Source organism: bacterium (assembly GCA_019912885.1).
Lineage (GTDB): Bacteria > Lernaellota > Lernaellaia > JACKCT01 > JACKCT01 > JAIOHV01.
In genome coordinates, this window is record JAIOHV010000095.1 from 1 (window position 1) to 17,262 (window position 17,262).

14 protein-coding genes are annotated in these 17,262 nt (G+C 63.6%); all 14 read left to right on the forward strand.

From position 1 onward, the window contains the following. Positions 1 to 142: elongation factor Tu (gene tuf / locus K8I61_08220; GenBank protein MBZ0272008.1), on the forward strand; the 142-nt coding region annotated here is incomplete at its 5' end. 13 nt (positions 143 to 155) lie between these two features. Beyond that, entirely contained in the window at positions 156 to 317 is a 162-nt protein-coding gene (rpmG, locus tag K8I61_08225; protein ID MBZ0272009.1) for a 50S ribosomal protein L33, read from the forward strand. Positions 318 to 419: 102 nt separating this feature from the next. Further along, the gene (gene secE / locus K8I61_08230) at positions 420 to 698 is read left to right on the forward strand and encodes a preprotein translocase subunit SecE (GenBank protein MBZ0272010.1); all 279 of its coding nucleotides are present in this window, start codon (positions 420 to 422) and stop codon (positions 696 to 698) included. Between the two features lie 28 nt (positions 699 to 726). Further along, entirely contained in the window at positions 727 to 1,272 is a 546-nt protein-coding gene (gene nusG, locus K8I61_08235) for a transcription termination/antitermination protein NusG (GenBank protein ID MBZ0272011.1), read from the forward strand. Positions 1,273 to 1,289: 17 nt separating this feature from the next. Next, complete coding sequence (gene rplK, locus K8I61_08240; GenBank protein ID MBZ0272012.1) at positions 1,290 to 1,715, forward strand: 50S ribosomal protein L11; 426 nt, start codon at positions 1,290 to 1,292, stop codon at positions 1,713 to 1,715. 4 nt (positions 1,716 to 1,719) lie between these two features. Beyond that, on the forward strand, positions 1,720 to 2,427 hold the full coding sequence (gene rplA, locus K8I61_08245) for a 50S ribosomal protein L1 (GenBank protein MBZ0272013.1): 708 nt from the start codon (positions 1,720 to 1,722) through the stop codon (positions 2,425 to 2,427). Between the two features lie 268 nt (positions 2,428 to 2,695). Continuing rightward, positions 2,696 to 3,229, forward strand: coding sequence for a 50S ribosomal protein L10 (gene rplJ, locus K8I61_08250; GenBank protein MBZ0272014.1), 534 nt, complete (start codon positions 2,696 to 2,698; stop codon positions 3,227 to 3,229). Between the two features lie 72 nt (positions 3,230 to 3,301). Next, positions 3,302 to 3,688, forward strand: a complete 387-nt coding sequence (rplL, locus tag K8I61_08255; protein MBZ0272015.1) for a 50S ribosomal protein L7/L12 — start codon at positions 3,302 to 3,304, stop codon at positions 3,686 to 3,688. Positions 3,689 to 3,796: 108 nt separating this feature from the next. Next, positions 3,797 to 8,125: a DNA-directed RNA polymerase subunit beta gene (gene rpoB, locus K8I61_08260; protein MBZ0272016.1), complete on the forward strand. Its 4,329-nt coding sequence runs from the start codon at positions 3,797 to 3,799 to the stop codon at positions 8,123 to 8,125. A 73-nt stretch (positions 8,126 to 8,198) separates the two neighbouring features. After that, the gene (gene rpoC, locus K8I61_08265; GenBank protein MBZ0272017.1) at positions 8,199 to 12,512 is read left to right on the forward strand and encodes a DNA-directed RNA polymerase subunit beta'; all 4,314 of its coding nucleotides are present in this window, start codon (positions 8,199 to 8,201) and stop codon (positions 12,510 to 12,512) included. Positions 12,513 to 12,695: 183 nt separating this feature from the next. After that, on the forward strand, positions 12,696 to 13,067 hold the full coding sequence (gene rpsL, locus K8I61_08270) for a 30S ribosomal protein S12 (GenBank protein ID MBZ0272018.1): 372 nt from the start codon (positions 12,696 to 12,698) through the stop codon (positions 13,065 to 13,067). Between the two features lie 9 nt (positions 13,068 to 13,076). Further along, positions 13,077 to 13,547 carry a 30S ribosomal protein S7 gene (gene rpsG / locus K8I61_08275; protein MBZ0272019.1) on the forward strand — a complete coding sequence of 157 codons (471 nt, stop codon included), beginning with the start codon at positions 13,077 to 13,079 and terminating at the stop codon, positions 13,545 to 13,547. Between the two features lie 284 nt (positions 13,548 to 13,831). Further along, a complete protein-coding gene (gene fusA, locus K8I61_08280) occupies positions 13,832 to 15,913 on the forward strand; it encodes an elongation factor G (GenBank protein ID MBZ0272020.1) in 2,082 nt (693 codons plus the stop codon). Positions 15,914 to 16,057: 144 nt separating this feature from the next. Continuing rightward, positions 16,058 to 17,262: elongation factor Tu (tuf, locus tag K8I61_08285; GenBank protein ID MBZ0272021.1), on the forward strand; the 1,205-nt coding region annotated here is incomplete at its 3' end.

Consider the following 17,262-nt stretch of genomic DNA (forward strand, 5'->3'; position numbering starts at 1 on the left):
GGAGATGGTGATGCCGGGCGAAAACGTGAAAATGACGATCGAGCTCATCAACCCGATCGCCCTGGAAGACGGCGTCCGCTTCGCCATCCGCGAGGGCGGACGAACCGTCGGCGCCGGCGTCGTCACCAAGGTTCTGAAGTAAAAGGAGCAAGGCGATGGCCACCGGCGCGCGCGACATCGTGATCCTGCAGTGCACCGAATGCAAAAGGCGCAACTACACGACCACGCGAAACAAGAAGAAAAACCAGAACAAGGTCGAGTTGAAAAAGTTCTGTCCTTTCGACCGCAAGCACACGCTGCACAAGGAAACGAAGTAGGCCAAGCGTAAGGCGCGGCGGATCGGGTGCGGATTCGCCGCCGGCGTTTGGATGGGACGGGACGGCGACGTTTCGGGCCGGGGGCCCGGGAGAGCGATCATCGTGGCGGAACCGCTGAAAAAGACGAAGACCGACAAGAAGGATGCGCCGAAAAAGGCGCCTCCCGAGCGCAAGCCGGACGAAAAAAAGCCCGGCCCGTTTCGTCAGCTTGTCGATTTTATCGCCGACGTGCGCCGTGAGCTGCGAAAGGTCGCCTGGCCGACGCGGCAGGACACGCTGGCGTCGACGTGGGTGGTCATCGTCATCACGATCGTGTTTTCGGTGTTCCTTTTCCTATGCGACAGCGTGCTGATGTACGTCGTCGGCTTCTTGTTCACCTGAGCGAATCGGAGACGGTTCGGGGAAAGACATGGCGTACGACGACGACGAAATGAAATGGTACGTGGTGCACACGTATTCCGGCTACGAGCAAAAGGCCAAGAAATCGCTCGAGGAGCGGATGAAGCAGAGCAATCTGTTCCACCTGCTCGGCGAGATTCTCATCCCGTCGGAGCCGGTCGTCGAGGTGGTTCAGGGGGAAAAGCGCACGAGCACGCGCAAGTTTTTCCCCGGCTACATCCTCGTCAAGATGATCCTGACCGACGAGACGTGGCACATCGTGAAAAGCACGCCCAAGGTCACCGGGTTTGTCGGCGGAACGTCCCGGCCGACCGCGATCCCGGAGGCGGAGGTCGAGCGCATCACGCAGAAGATCACGGAAGGCACGCTGCGCCCGAAACCGAAGATCGAATTTGAAAAGGGCGAGACCGTACGCGTGACGGCCGGCCCGTTCGCGAATTTCACGGGCGTCGTCGAGGAGATCCGCCCCGACAAGTCGAAGCTGCGCGTCATGGTGTCGATTTTCGGGCGCGCGACGCCGGTCGAGCTCGATTTTTACCAGGTCGAAAAAGGCTAAGCCGCAAGAGGTCCGTAATGGCGAAGAAGGTCATGGCCCAGATCAAACTGCAATGTCCCGCGGGCAAGGCGACGCCGTCGCCGCCGGTGGGGCCCGCGCTTGGCCAGCACGGCGTGAACATCATGCAGTTTTGCAAGGATTTCAACGCGCGGACGGCGAGCCAGGAAGGGATGATTATCCCGGTCCTGATCACCGTTTACGCCGATCGTTCGTTCACCTTCGTCATGAAAAGCCCGCCGGCGGCGGTGCTTTTGAAGAAGGCGGCGAACATCGCCAAGGGTTCCGGTGTCCCTAATCGCGACAAGGTCGGCAAGGTCACCGCGGATCAGATCCGCGAGATCGTGCGCATCAAGTTCAACGACCTCAACACGACGGACCCGGATCAGGCTTACCGCATCATCGCGGGCACGGCCCGAAGCATGGGCCTCGAGGTCAAGGAGTAGGACGATGCCGCAACACGGCAAGAATTACCGCAACGCCGCCGCCAAATTCGAGGAACAGGAGCGCCACAGCCTCGACGAGGCGCTCGATCTGCTGAAGGCCGCCCAGACGGCGAAATTCGACGAATCGGTCGATATCTCGTTTCGGCTCGGCGTCAATCCGAAGCACGCCGACCAGATGGTCCGCGGCAGCACCGTCCTTCCGCACGGAACGGGCAAGAGCCTGCGTGTGCTGGTGTTCGCCAAGGGCGAAAAGGCGACCGAGGCCGAAGCCGCGGGCGCGGACTTCGTCGGGCAGGAGGATCTCGTCGAGAAAATCCTGGGCGGGTGGATGGATTTCGACAAGGTTATCGCCACGCCGGACATGATGGGCGGCATCGCCAAGCTCGGCCGAACGCTCGGTCCCCGCGGCATGATGCCAAACCCGAAGCTCGGCACCGTCACCTTTGACGTCACGTCCGCGGTCGAGGCGTTCAAAAAGGGCAAGGTGGAGTTTCGCACCGACAAGGTCGGCAACCTCCACACCGTCATCGGCAAGAAGAGCTTCACGAAAGAGGCGCTGCGGGAGAACCTGCTGGCGCTTGTCGATCAGGTCGTGCGCCTGAAGCCCGCCACGAGCAAGGGCGCGTATCTGCGCACGATCGCCATCTCGACGACGATGGGACCGGGCATCCGGCTCGATCCCGCCGAGATTCAGACGCTCATGCGCGTGTAGGCGCGCGGCGTCGCTTCCGGGGCGGTCCCCCGGAATTGGCTGAGACAGATATCCGCCGCGATTCGTCGCGGCACGGTCGTTTAAGAAGCAAGGCGCCGAAAGGCTTAATGGAAACCGGTTTGACCCTGGTTTCGGCCCGCGGAGACGGCCCGGAAAAGACGGCAACGGAACGGCGTTCGCGAGCGCCGCGCTTTTGCTCCTGGTCCGAGGTCCTTTTCGCCCGCCGGCGCGAGGGGCGTCGCCGAGGCGACGGGAAAGGAGGACGTGTTTGGACCGTAATCAAAAAGAAGAACTGGTCCGTTCGCTGCACGAACGGTTTGAGCGGGCCCGGCTTGTCGTGCGCGTGGGATTTTCGGGTCTCACCGTCGCGAAGATGAACGAGCTGCGCCGCGAGGTTGAAAAGGCCAAGGGCGCGTCGCTGGCGGTGTTGAAAAACACGCTGGCGCACATCGCGTCCCGCGACACGGGCAACGCGCCTCTTTTCGAGGATCTCGAAGGCCCCAACGCGTTCCTGATCGTGGATGACGACCCGGTCGTTCCTTCGAAGACGATCGTCACCTTCGCCAAGGCGAACGACAAGTTCACCATCAAGGACGGCATGTTCGACGGGCGTCTCGTCACGGAGGCGCAGGTGCGCGCGATCGCGGATCTGCCGAGCCGCGAGGAGCTGCTCGCCCGGCTGTTGTACGTGATGAACGGCCCGCAGCGCAATTTCGTGCAGGTGCTCGCGGCGGTGCCGCGCAGTTTCCTGAACGTGCTGAACGCCATCAAGGATCAGAAAGACGGCGCCGCCGCGGCCTGAGCCGCCGGCGCGAGTTCCTGTTTTGCAAAACCCGCGGGCCGAGAGCCCCCCCAACGAAAAACGGAGATCAACATGGCGGAAGTGAGCAAGGCCGACGTGATCGGCTTTATCGAGAAGATGAGCGTTCTCGAGCTGTCCGAGCTCGTCAAGGAGCTCGAGGACAAGTTCGGCGTGTCGGCGGCGGCGCCGATGATGATGGGCGCGATGCCGGCCGGCGGCGGCGCGGCGGCCGAAGCGGTTGAGGAGAAGACGGAGTTCGACGTCATCCTCACGAGCGCCGGCGCGCAGAAGATTCAGGTCATCAAGGAGGTCCGCGCGATCACGGGCCTTGGCTTGAAAGAGGCCAAGGATCTGGTCGAGGGCGCGCCCAAGCCGGTCAAGGAAGGCATCGCCAAGGCGGAGGCCGACGAGATCGCCAAAAAGATCCAGGAAGCCGGCGGCTCCGTCGAGATCAAGTAGTTTCGCGTATTTCGCGCCTGCCGGGTCGTTTGGCCCGGCCGGCGCGCCGTGGTTTTTGTTTGGCATCGTCCGTCGCCGTCGTTTCGGCAACCCAAGGAGAGCACCCGCATGGTCGCGTCCCTGAAGAACGTCAAGCGAGTCCGAAAGAGCTACTCCCGGATTCGCAAGGTCATCGACATTCCCAACCTCATCGATATCCAGAAGCGTTCGTACGACCGTTTCCTCCAGACCGATGTTGACCCGATGAAGCGCGAGGCGATCGGCCTGCAGGGCGTTTTTCAATCCGTATTCCCGATCAACGATTTCTCGGGCAGCTCGAGCCTCGAGTTCGTCTGCTACAAGCTCGAAAAACCCAAATACGACGTCGCCGAGTGCTGGCAGCGCGGCATGACCTTCGCCGCCCCGTTCAAGGTCGTCATCCGCCTGGTCGTGTTCGACACGGACGACGAATCCGGCGTCAAGAGCGTGCGCGACATCAAGGAGCAGGAGGTCTACTTCGGCGACATCCCGCTCATGACGACAAGCGGCACGTTCATCATCAACGGCACCGAGCGCGTCATCGTCAGCCAGCTCCACCGCAGCCCGGGCGTGTTTTTCGATCATGACAAGGGCAAGACGCACGCCTCCGGCAAGCTGCTCTACAACGCGCGCGTCATCCCCTATCGCGGCTCGTGGCTCGATTTCGAGTTCGACGCGAAAGACATCCTTTACGTGCGCATCGACCGGCGCCGCAAGATGCCGGCCACGATCCTTCTCAAGGCGCTCGGTTACACGGGCGACGAGATCCTTTCGGCTTACTACAACCGGTATTACAGCAAGCTGCCGGTGAAGGTGCTCGACGGCAATCTCGTGGAGGTCGCGTTCGAGCCCGAGATGCTGATGGGGCAGATCGCGCCCGTGGATATCAAGAAAGACGGCACCGTTTACGTCAAGAAAGACAAGCGCGTGACCGCCGGCGCGGTGCAGCGCATGAAAAAAGCGGGCGTCAACCGCATCGTCGCGGAGGATGAATTCCTGCTTGGCCAGTTTGTGGCGACCGACGTGGTGGACCTGGATACCGGCGAGGTGATCGCCGAAGTCAGCGAAGAGATCACCGAGGCGCTTATCGGTGTTATCCGCGAACGCGGCATCAAGCGGGTGGAGGTGCTGCACGCCCCGAGCCAGCGCATCAGCACGTCGCTGCGCGACACGCTTTCGCTCGACAAGGTGACGACGCCGATCGAGGCGATGATCGAAATTTACAAGCGCCTGCGGCCGGGCGATCCGCCTACCGTCGATACGGCCACCGCCCTGTTCCAGAACCTGTTTTTCAACGCCGACCGCTACGATCTCTCGCGCGTCGGCCGCGTGAAGATGAACCACAAGCTGGGCCTGGACGTGTCGATGGAGCAGCAGACGCTCTCGCGCGACGACATCCTTTCCGTTGTGTTCTACCTGCTGAACCTCAAGGAAGGCCGCGGCGAGATCGACGATATCGATCACCTCGGCAACCGCCGCGTGCGCGCGGTGGGCGAGCTTGTCGAAAACCAGTATCGCATCGGCCTTGTGCGCATGGAGCGCGCGATCCGCGAGCGCATGAGCCTTCAGGAGATCGACACGCTCATGCCGCACGATCTCATCAACTCCAAGCCCGTCAGCGCCGTCATCAAGGAGTTTTTCGGATCGTCGCAGCTTTCGCAATTTATGGACCAGACCAATCCGCTCTCGGAGGTGACGCACAAGCGGCGCCTGTCGGCGCTCGGACCCGGCGGCCTCACGCGCGAGCGCGCGGGTTTCGAGGTCCGCGACGTCCACAACACGCATTACGGCCGCATCTGCCCGGTCGAAACGCCGGAAGGTCCGAATATCGGCCTGATCGCGAGCCTGTCGACGTACGCCCGCGTCAACGAGTACGGCTTCATCGAGACGCCGTACCGCCCGGTGGGCGGGGACGGCCGCGTGTCGAGCGACGCGCGGTTCCTGTCCGCGCTCGAGGAGGAGAAGTTCACGATCGCGCAGGCGAACGTGCAGCTCGACGAGAAGGGCCGGTTCAAAAACCCCGTCGTCACCGCCCGCCAGAAGGGCGAGTTTGCCATGGTGCCGCGCGAGGAAGTCCAATACACGGACGTCTCGCCGAACCAGCTCGTTTCGGTCGCGGCGAGCCTCATTCCGTTCCTGGCGCACGACGACGCGAACCGCGCGCTCATGGGCGCGAACATGCAGCGCCAGGCGGTGCCGCTTATGAAAACGAGCGCCCCGGTCATCGGCACGGGCATGGAGGCGATCGTCGCGCGCGATTCGGGCGTCGCGGTCGCGGCCCGGCGCGGCGGCACGGTGGTGTCGGTCGACGCGACGCGCGTCGTCGTGAAGGTCAACGACAGCGAGCACGACGAAACCGAAGCCGGCGTCGATATTTACAACCTGATCAAATACCAGCGCAGCAACCAGAACACGTGCATCAACCAGAAGCCGATCGTCAAGCTCGGCGAGCAGATCGCCAAGGGCGACGTCGTCGCCGACGGCCCGTCGACCGACATGGGCGAGCTCGCGCTCGGGCAGAACATCACGGTCGCGTTCATGCCGTGGGGCGGTTACAACTTCGAGGATTCGATCCTCATTTCCGAGAATCTCATCAAGGAAGACCGATTCACCTCGATTCACGTCGAGGTGTTCGAGTGCATCTCGCGCGACACCAAGCTCGGCAAGGAAGAGATCACGCGCGACATCCCGAACGTCTCGGAGGAGATGCTCGCGCATCTGGACGATTCGGGCATCATCCGCATCGGGGCCGAGGTGAAGCCCGGCGACATCCTCGTCGGCAAGATCACGCCCAAGGGCGAAACGCAGCTCTCGCCCGAGGAGAAGCTGCTGCGCGCCATCTTCGGCGAGAAGGCCGGCGACGTGCGCGACACCTCGCTGACGGTGCCGCCGGGCGTCTATGGCACGGTGCTCGACGCCAAGGTCTTCTCGCGCAAGGGCGTGGAGAAGGACGAGCGCGCCAAGCAAATCGAGGAAGCGGAGATCCGCAAGATCCTGAAGGACCAGGAATCCGAGATCCGCATTTTCACCGACAACGCGCTCACGCGCGTTCGGCAAATGTTGAAGGGCCACAAGGCGAGCTCCGACCTGACCGACGAAAATTCGCGCAAGGTGCTGATCAAGAAGGGCGCCGAGCTGACGACCGAGGCGATCGAGTCCGTGCCCTTCGCGCGCCTGGCGCATCTTTCGCTTGCGGATTCCGATCTGGAGTCGCGCCTGTCCGGTCTTGTTGAGGCCGTTCTCAAGCAGATCGAGACGGTGAAGGAAGGCTGGGACGAGAAGATCGAGCGCGTGAAGCGCTCGGACGAGATGGCCCCCGGCGTCATCAAGATGGTGAAGGTTTACGTGGCGATCAAGCGCAAGCTCCAGGTCGGCGACAAGATGGCCGGCCGCCACGGCAACAAGGGCGTGCTCTCGCGCATCGTCCCCGCGGAGGACATGCCGTATCTGGAAGACGGTACGCCGGTGGACATGGTGCTCAATCCCCTCGGCGTGCCCTCGCGCATGAACGTCGGGCAGATCCTCGAGGCGCACCTCGGCTGGGCGTCGTCGCATATCGCGCAGCAGATCGAGCGGCTCATCGCGACGAACTTCTCGCCCGCCAAGGTGCGCGAGCGTCTGCTGGAGGTGTTCGCCGACGATCTGGAGTCGATCAAGGATCTTCGCGACCGCCTCAAGAAGGCCAAGGACGACGAAATCATGGATTTCGCGCGCATGCTCTCGCGCGGTGTCCACCTGGCGACGCCGGTGTTCGACGGCGCGTCCGAGGCGGACATCCGCCGCGCGCTCGACCTGGCGAAGGTGCCGCCAACCGGCCAGGAGGTTTTGTTCGACGGCCGCACGGGCGAACCGATCCTGAACGAGGTGACGGTGGGCACCATGTACATGCTCAAGCTCCACCATCTCGTGGATGACAAGATCCACGCGCGATCGATCGGACCCTACAGCCTGGTGACGCAGCAGCCGCTCGGCGGCAAGGCGCAGTTCGGCGGCCAGCGCCTTGGCGAAATGGAAGTCTGGGCGATGGAGGCCTATGGCGCGGCTTACAGCTTGCAGGAATTCCTGACGGTGAAGTCCGACGACGTGGCCGGCCGCACGCGCATGTACGAGTCGATCGTCAAGGGCGAATACCGCCTGGAACCGGGCCTGCCCGAGAGCTTCAATGTGCTCGTCAAGGAGTTGCAGAGCCTCTCGCTCGACGTGACGCTGCTCGAGGACGACACGATCACGCCGCTGGCCGCGGATATGGCCTTTGGCGACGTGGCCGGACCGCGGCGCGAAATGCCCTCGGCCTTCGAGGCCGCGGAGGCGTTGTTCGCCAAGCGCGAGGACTTCATGGCCTCCCCGGATGACGAGGAGGGTGACGAGGACGAGGACGACGAGGACGGCGACGGCGGCGAAGCCGAAGAAGAGGAATGATAGTCAAGATCACCGCGCGCGCGTTACGCGTGCGTCACAATAAAAAATTAGTCCCGGATCGGGAGGAAACGCTTTGAAAGAACTCATCAGCCTGTTCGACAAACCCAAGAACCCGCTGTTCTTCCCCGGCGTCAAGATCGCGCTGGCCAGCCCCGAAAAAATCCGGAGCTGGTCCTATGGCGAGGTCAAGAAGCCGGAGACCATCAACTACCGCACGTTCAAACCGGAGCGCGACGGGCTTTTCTGCGCCAAAATCTTCGGCCCCGTGAAGGACTACGAGTGCAACTGCGGCAAATACAAGCGCATGAAGCACCGGGGCATCATCTGCGAGAAGTGCGGCGTCGAGGTCATCCAGAGCAAGGTGCGTCGCGAGCGCATGGGCCATATCAGCCTCGCGACGCCCGTCGCGCACATCTGGTTCCTGAAAAGCCTGCCGTCGCGCATCGGCGCGCTGCTCGACATGACGTACAAGGAACTCGAAAAGATCCTCTACTTCGAGATGTACGTCGTCATCGATCCGGGCAAGACGGACACCAAGGAAGGCGAGCTGCTCACCGAGGAGCGCTTTCGCCGTTACGAGGAGCAAGACCCGGTCGAGTTCCGCGCCGGCATGGGCGCCGAGGCGATCAAGGAGCTGCTCAGCAAACTTCCGCTCGACCAGCACGCCGTTGAGCTGCGCATCGAGATGCTCGAGGCGACCTCCGAAGCCAAAAAGAAGAAGCTCTCCAAGCGCCTGCGCGTGGTGGAAGCGTTCCGCGATTCGGGCAATCGCCCGGAATGGATGATCCTCGACGTCGTCCCGGTCATCCCTCCGGATCTGCGCCCGCTCGTTCCGCTGGACGGCGGCCGGTTCGCGATCTCCGACCTGAACGATCTCTATCGCCGCGTGATCAACCGGAACAATCGCCTCAAGCGACTCATGGAGCTGCACGCGCCGGAGATCATCATCCGCAACGAGAAGCGCATGTTGCAGGAGGCGGTCGACGCCCTGTTCGACAACGGCCGCCGCGGCCGCGTCATCACCGGCCCCAACAAGCGCCCGCTCAAGTCGCTGTCCGACATGCTCAAGGGCAAGCAGGGCCGCTTCCGTCAGAACCTGCTCGGGAAGCGCGTCGATTATTCCGGCCGCTCGGTGATCGTCGTCGGCCCGGAGCTGCGCCTGCACCAGTGCGGCCTGCCCAAGAAGATGGCCCTCGAGCTGTTCACGCCGTTCATCTATAACAAACTCGAGGAGCGCGGATACGTCACCACGATCAAGAGCGCGAAAAAGCTCGTCGAAAAAGAGAAGTCCGAGGTCTGGGACATCCTCGACGAGGTCATCAAGGAGCACCCGGTTCTTCTGAACCGCGCGCCGACCCTCCATCGCCTCGGCATTCAGGCCTTCGAGCCCGTGCTCATCGAGGGCAAGGCCATCCAGCTTCATCCGCTCGTCTGCGCGGCCTACAACGCCGACTTCGACGGCGACCAGATGGCCGTTCACGTGCCGCTGGCGATCGAAAGCCAGATCGAGGCGCGCGTTCTGATGATGTCGACCAACAATATCCTCTCGCCGGCCAACGGCAAGCCGATCATCGTGCCCACGCAGGACATGGTCCTCGGCACGTATTACTCGACGCGGCATCGCCCGGGCGCCAAGGGCGAGGGCATGAGCTTTTCTGATCCCCTCGAGGTGAAGGCGGCCTACGACAACGGCGCCGTGCACCTGCACGCGGGCGTCAAGTGCCGCATCGGCGGCGAGATCGTCGAGACCACCGTAGGCCGCGTGCTGCTTTCGGATATCCTGCCGTCCGCGGTGCCGTTCTCCGCGATCAATCGCGACATCGGCAAGCGCCAACTCGGCGAGCTGATCGACCTTGTCTACCGCGTGGCCGGAAACAAGGAGACGGTCATCTTCGCCGACCGCCTTCGGACGATGGGCTTTGGCATGGCGACGACGGCGGGCGTGTCGATCTGCCTGGACGACATGCTCATCCCGGAGTCGAAGGCCGTCACCATCGAGGACGCGAACGCGCAGGTCGACGAGATCCGCCGCCAGTATCAGGACGGTCTCATCACCGACGGCGAGCGCTACAACAAGGTCATCGACATCTGGGTCCAGGCGTCCGACCGCATCGCCGAGCAGATGATGGAGCGCATGGGCTCCGAGGTGTTCGAGCGCGCCGACGGCACCCGGGAGCGAAAGTCCAGCTTCAACCCCATCTTCATGATGGCCGATTCCGGCGCGCGCGGCGGCCTGAACCAGATCCGCCAGCTCGCCGGCATGCGCGGCCTGATGGCCAAGCCTTCGGGCGAAATCATCGAGACGCCGATCACGAGCAATTTCCGTGAGGGTCTCACGGTGTTGCAGTATTTCATCTCGACGCACGGCGCGCGCAAGGGCCTCGCGGATACGGCGCTCAAGACGGCGAACTCCGGCTACCTCACGCGCCGCCTCGTGGACGTCGCGCAGGACACGGTCGTGACGCAGCCCGACTGCGGCACGCTCGACGGCATCACCGTCTCGAACCTGATCGAGGGCGGCGAGATCATCGACCATGTTGGCGACCGCATCCTCGGCCGCGTCGCGCTGCACGATGTGCGCGACCCGGTCAACGACGAGGTGATTTGCCCGGCGAACACGATGATCGACGAGGATCTCGTCAAGCGCATCGAGGGCGCCGGAATCGAGCAGGTCGAGATCCGCTCGGTGCTGACGTGCCAGGCGAAACGAGGCATCTGCGCGGCGTGCTACGGGCGCGATCTGTCGCGCGGGCACGTCGTCAACATGGGCGAGGCGGTCGGCGTCATCGCGGCGCAGTCGATCGGCGAGCCCGGCACGCAGCTCACGATGCGGACCTTCCACATCGGCGGCGCGGCGAGCCGGCAGGTCGAGCAGTCCACGCTGCACGCGCGGGCCTCGGGCGAGGTGCATCTCAACAACGTGTCGATCGTGACCAACCGCGAGGGCATGTCGACGGTGATGAACCGCAACGGCGAGCTCATCATCTCCTCCGCGGGCCGCGAGCGCGAGCGCTACAACCTGATCTACGGCGCGGTGTTGCTCGTCAACAACGGCGACACCATCGAGCCGGGGCAGCTTCTGGCGCGCTGGGATCCGCACACGAATCCGATTCTTTCGGACGTGGACGGCGTCGTGAAGTACGGCGACATCATCGAGGGCGTCACGATGACCGAGACGCTCGACGAGGTCACGGGACTTTCGCGCAAGATCGTTCTGGAGCCGCGCGACCCGCGCCAGCGGCCCCGCATTTCCATCAAGGCCGCGAGTGGAAGCGGCACGATGAAGATTCCGGGCACGAATCGCGATGCGCGCTACATCCTGCCGGTCGGCGCGATCATCGAGCAGCACGAGGGCGACGAGGTCATGGCCGGCGACGTGCTGGCCAAGATGCCGCGCGCGACGACCAAGACCAAGGACATCACCGGCGGCCTGCCGCGCGTGGCGGAGCTGTTCGAGGCGCGCAAGCCGAAGGACTACGCCGTCATCTCGGAGATCGACGGCATCGTGCATTTCGACGAGGACCTGAAGGGCAAGCGCAAGCTTGTCGTCATGCCCGAGGTCGGCGAGCCGCGCGAATATCTCATCCCCCGCGGCAAGCACATCAGCGTGCACGAGGGCCAATACGTCCGCGCCGGCGAGCCGCTCATGGACGGCTCCTCGAACCCGCACGACATTCTCGTCGTTCTCGGCGAAAAGGCGCTGGCGCGCTTCCTGGTCGACGAGGTGCAGGAGGTCTATCGCCTGCAGGGCGTCAAGATCAACGACAAGCACATCGAGGTGATCGTGCGGCAGATGCTTCGCCGCGTGCGTATCACGGAGGTCGGCGATACCAACTTCCGCTACGGCGAAGAGGTGGAGAAGGTCCGCTTCCAGGAAGAAAACGAGCGGGTCGGCGCGCAAAATGGCCGGCCGGCCGTCGGCAAGCCGCTCCTGCTCGGCATCACCAAGGCGTCGCTTTCGACCGAAAGCTTCATCTCCGCGGCGAGCTTCCAGGAGACGACCAAGGTCCTCACCGAGGCGTCGATCAACGGCAAGGTCGATTGGCTGCGCGGCCTGAAAGAGAACGTCATCATGGGCCGCCTCATCCCGGCGGGAACCGGGCTTGAGATGTACCGCTCGCTGGAAATCGATGTCGATCTTCCCGAAGACGCGGGCGACATGATGATGGGGGAGGGCGGCCTGTTCGACGGCGACTTCAGCCGCTTTGGCGCCGGCGCCTTCAACTCGGTCGAAGACGTCCTGGCCTCCCGCGGCGGGGATTACATCGAGTCCGAAGCCGGCGGCGAGGAAGCCGACGACGAGGATCTGGACGAAGAAGAGGGCCTCGACGAGGACCTGGACGAGGATCTGCCCGGCGGCGACGACGGCGAGGACGACGAGGAATAACGCAAGAAAAAACAGGCCCGAAGGCGACAATAAGCGCCAAACGCGGTTGACACCTTCGGGCCTTTTTGTTAAACACTCGCCTCCCTTGCCCGCCCGGCGCGGTGCGTCTGACGCCACGCGCGTGGGATAAAGCGGCGGTCGAGCAACACTTTTTCGAAAGTTTGTCGAAAGCAGGAATGTCGGATGCCGACAATCAATCAGCTCGTTCGTAACGGACGAAAAAAGGTCGAGGAAAAAAAGACCGCGCCGGCCTTGCAGGCCTGCCCGCAAAAGCGCGGCGTCTGCACGCGCGTCTATACGACGACGCCCAAAAAGCCGAATTCCGCGCTGCGGAAGGTCGCGCGTATCCGCCTTTCCAATCAGCTCGAAGTCACAAGCTACATCCCCGGCGAGGGGCACAACCTGCAGGAGCACTCGGTCGTGCTGATTCGCGGCGGCCGCGTGAAGGACCTGCCGGGCGTGCGTTACCACATCATTCGCGGAACGCTCGATTCGACCGGTGTGGCCACGCGCCGCCGGGGCCGAAGCAAGTACGGCGCGAAACGGCCGAAGTAGGGGAGCCTCATGCCACGGAAACGCGCGGTCGTAAAACGAGAGGTGCTTCCCGATCCGAAGTTCGGGGACAGGACGGTGGCGAAGTTCGTCAACGGCCTGATGAGCAGCGGCAAGAAGAGCACGGCCGAGAGCATTCTCTACGGCGCGATGCAGATTGTCGCCGAGAAAACGAAGGACGATCCCTTGAAGATCTTCCGCACGGCGCTTGACAACGTGCGGCCGGTCGTTGAGGTGAAAAGCCGGCGCGTCGGCGGTTCGACCTACCAGATCCCCGTGGAGATCCGGTCGGAGCGGCGCACGGCGCTCGGCATGCGGTGGCTCATTTCCTACGCGGCGGCGCGCGGAGAAAAGAGCATGACGGAAAGACTGGCGGCGGAGATTCTGGACGCCGCGAACATGCGCGGAGCCTCGATCAAGAAGAAAGAGGATACGCACAAGATGGCGGAGGCCAACAAGGCCTTCAGTCATTATCGCTGGTAAATTCCCGGCTTCCGGCGTCAGGGGGTGGTAGCCGGGACTACCGAACTTCTGACGATCCCACCAGGACGCACGGCCCCAACGTCGGCCGCGCCCGGAACATCGGTTCGTTGAGGTTTGAGGAAAATTTGAACGTGTGACACGCAAGGCGCCGCTTTTCGGCGGCGAACCGGCAGGTCGCGCGGTTTTGATGTTGGACTCTTGTTTCGATCGCGCAACGGGCGGTCGTCAAGATAAAGGGGCCCGCAAGGCCCCGGGTCGGCGCGAGCCGCCGTCGGAGTTTGGTCATGGCCAAGGCGAAAGACCTGGCGCGCACCCGGAACATCGGGATCATGGCCCATATCGACGCCGGGAAAACGACGACCACGGAACGGATCCTTTATTACACGGGCGTCAGCCACAGGATCGGCGAGGTGGACGAGGGTACCACCCAGATGGACTACATGGTCCAGGAGCAGGAACGCGGGATCACGATCACGACCGCCGCGACAACCTGTTTCTGGAAGGACCATCGAATCAACATTCTGGATACCCCCGGGCACGTCGATTTCACGATCGAGGTGGAGCGCTCCCTGCGTGTGCTCGACGGCGCCATCGGCGTCTTCTGCGCGGTGGGGGGCGTCGAGCCGCAAAGCGAGACGGTCTGGCGGCAAGCGGACAAGTTCCACGTGCCGAAGATCGCCTTCGTCAACAAGATGGATCGCGTCGGCGCGAACTTCGAAAGCGTCGTCGGCGAGATCCGCGACAAGCTTCGCGCAAGGCCGGTTCCGGTGCAGATTCCGATCGGCGCCGAAAACGGTTTCGAGGGCGTGATCGACCTTGTCCGCAACGTGGCGTTGCGTTTTGACGAAAGCACGCTTGGCGCCAACATGACTGAGGGACCCGTCCCGGACGATCTTTTGCAATTAGCCGAACGGTACCGAAACGAGATGATCGAAGCGGCCGCCGACTTCGACGACGAGCTGATGACCGCCTACCTCGAAGGGGGCGACATCGACCCGGATCGCATCGTCCGCGCGCTGCGTGCCGGCACGCTCTCGCTTAAGGCCGTCCCCGTGCTTTGCGGCGCGGCTTTTCGCAACAAGGGCGTTCAACCGCTTCTGGACGCGGTGGTCGCGTATCTGCCGAGCCCGCCGGAGGTTCCGCCGATCAAGGGCGTCAGGCCCAAGACCGGAGAAACCGATGAGCGTCGCGCGGATCCTTCCGGGCCCTTCGCGGCGCTGGCCTTCAAGCTCCAGTACGACCCCTACGTCGGGCGGCTGTGCTTTCTGCGCGTCTACTCCGGCAAGGTAAAGACGGGCGACGCGGTCGAAAACGTGGCGAAGTCGAAAAAGGAGCGCGTCGGCAAGCTCTTGCAGATGCACGCGAACAAGCGCGTGGAGCTTCAAGAGGCGCAGGCGGGCGACATCGTGGCCGCCGTGGGTCTCAAATTCACGACGACGGGCGATACGCTTGCCGCCCCGAACGCGCCGATCCTGCTCGAGGGGATGGAGTTTCCCGAGCCGGTGATTCACGTGGCCATCGAGCCCAAGACGCAGGCCGACCAGGATCGCCTGACCGAAGCGCTCGAGCACGTGGCCGCGGAGGATCCGTCGTTCCATGTGGCGAAAGACGCGGAGACGGGGCAGACGATCATCTCCGGCATGGGCGAGCTGCACCTGGAGATCATCACGGACCGGCTTCTGCGCGATTTCAACGTCAACGCGAACGTCGGCCGGCCGCAGGTCGCGTACAAGGAATCGGTGACGCGGGCGGTGACGATCAACGAGGAATTCGCGCGGCAGCTCGGCAACCGCAACGTCTTCGCCGGCGTGACGCTTCGCGTCGAGCCGAACGAGCCGGGCGGGGGATTCCGGTTCGCAAGCGAGATCGCGCCGAACGCGCTTCCGAGGGAGTGCTTCGCCGGTGTCGAGGACGGCGCGCGGGACGCGCTCTCGGTGGGGGCGCTCGCGGGATACCCGGTCATCGACGTCGCGGTCACCATGACCGCCGCGCAGTATCGCGAGAACGAATCGGACGGCCCGGCGTTTCGCGCGGCGGCGAACATGGCCGCGAACAAGGCGTTGCGCGAGGCCGCCAGCGTCTTGCTTGAGCCGATCATGGCCGTGGAGATCGTGGTCCCCGAGGACTACCTCGGCGACGCGATCGGCGACGTCAACGCGCGGCGCGGCGAGATCGAGCATGTCGCGGCGCGGGCGGGTTTGCAGGTCGTGTCGTGCGCGGTGCCGCTCGGTTCGATGTTCGGTTACTCGACGAGCCTTCGCTCGATCACGCAGGGGCGGGGGACGTACACGATGCGATTCGCGCGGTACGCTCCGGTTCCGGCGGATTTGCAGGAACAAATGCTCTCGCGATTGCGGGGTTATTGAAGTTCGCGACGGAAAATGTTAGATCGCCGGGCCCCTGGGCACGGCTTGGGTTCGATACAAGGGAAACAACCGAAAAGCGACGGGACACCGGGTCGCGAAGACATGGTGTCGGCAAGGGTTTTTTTCGCCAAGGAGAAACGCGAGATGGCCAAAGAGAAATTCCAGCGCACGAAGCCGCACGTGAACGTGGGGACGATCGGTCACATCGACCACGGGAAGACGACGTTGACGGCGGCGTTGACGATGGTGGCGGAGCGCAAGGGCTGGGGCAAGGCGGTTAGCTACGACCAGGTGGCGAAGGCGTCCGAGAGCCAGGGCCGGCGCAATGACATGAAGGTCATCACGATCGCGACGAGCCACGTGGAGTACGAGTCGGCGAACCGCCACTACGCGCACGTGGACTGCCCGGGTCACGCGGACTACATCAAGAACATGATCACGGGCGCGGCGCAGATGGACGGCGCGATCCTGGTGGTGGGGGCGGACGACGGCCCGATGCCGCAGACGCGGGAGCACATTCTCCTGGCGCGTCAGGTGGGCGTTCCGCGGATCGTGGTGTTCCTGAACAAGGTGGACCTGGTGGACGACCCGGAGCTTCTGGACCTGGTGGACATGGAGGTTCGTGAGCTTCTTTCGAGCTACGAGTTTCCGGGGGACGACACGCCGATCATCCGGGGCAGCGCGCTCAAGGCGATGCAGAACGTGGACCCGGAGTTTGGCGAGAACTCGATCCTGAAGCTTCTGGAGGCTCTGGACACGTGGATTCCGCAGCCGGTTCGCGAGACGGACAAGCCGTTCCTGATGCCGATCGAGGACGTGTTCACGATCCAGGGGCGCGGGACGGTGGTGACGGGCCGCATCGAGCGCGGCGTGGTGAAGGTGAACGAGGAAGTGGAGATCGTGGGCATCACGCCGACGCGAAAGACGGTGGTGACGGGCGTGGAGATGTTCCGGAAGCTTCTGGATTCGGGCCAGCCGGGCGACAACGTGGGCTGCCTGCTTCGCGGGGTGAAGCGCGAGGAGGTGGAGCGCGGCCAGGTTCTGGCGCATCCGGGCACGATCACGCCGCACACGAATTTCGAGTCGGAAGTGTACGTGCTCAGCAAGGAGGAAGGCGGTCGCCACACGCCATTTTTCTCCGGGTACCGCCCGCAGTTCTATTTCCGTACGACGGACGTGACGGGCGTGGCGACGCTGCCCGAGGGCGTGGAGATGGTGATGCCGGGCGAAAACGTGAAAATGACGATCGAGCTCATCAACCCGATCGCCCTGGAAGACGGCGTCCGCTTCGCCATCCGCGAGGGCGGACGAACCGTCGGCGCCGGCGTCGTCACCAAGGTTCTGAAGTA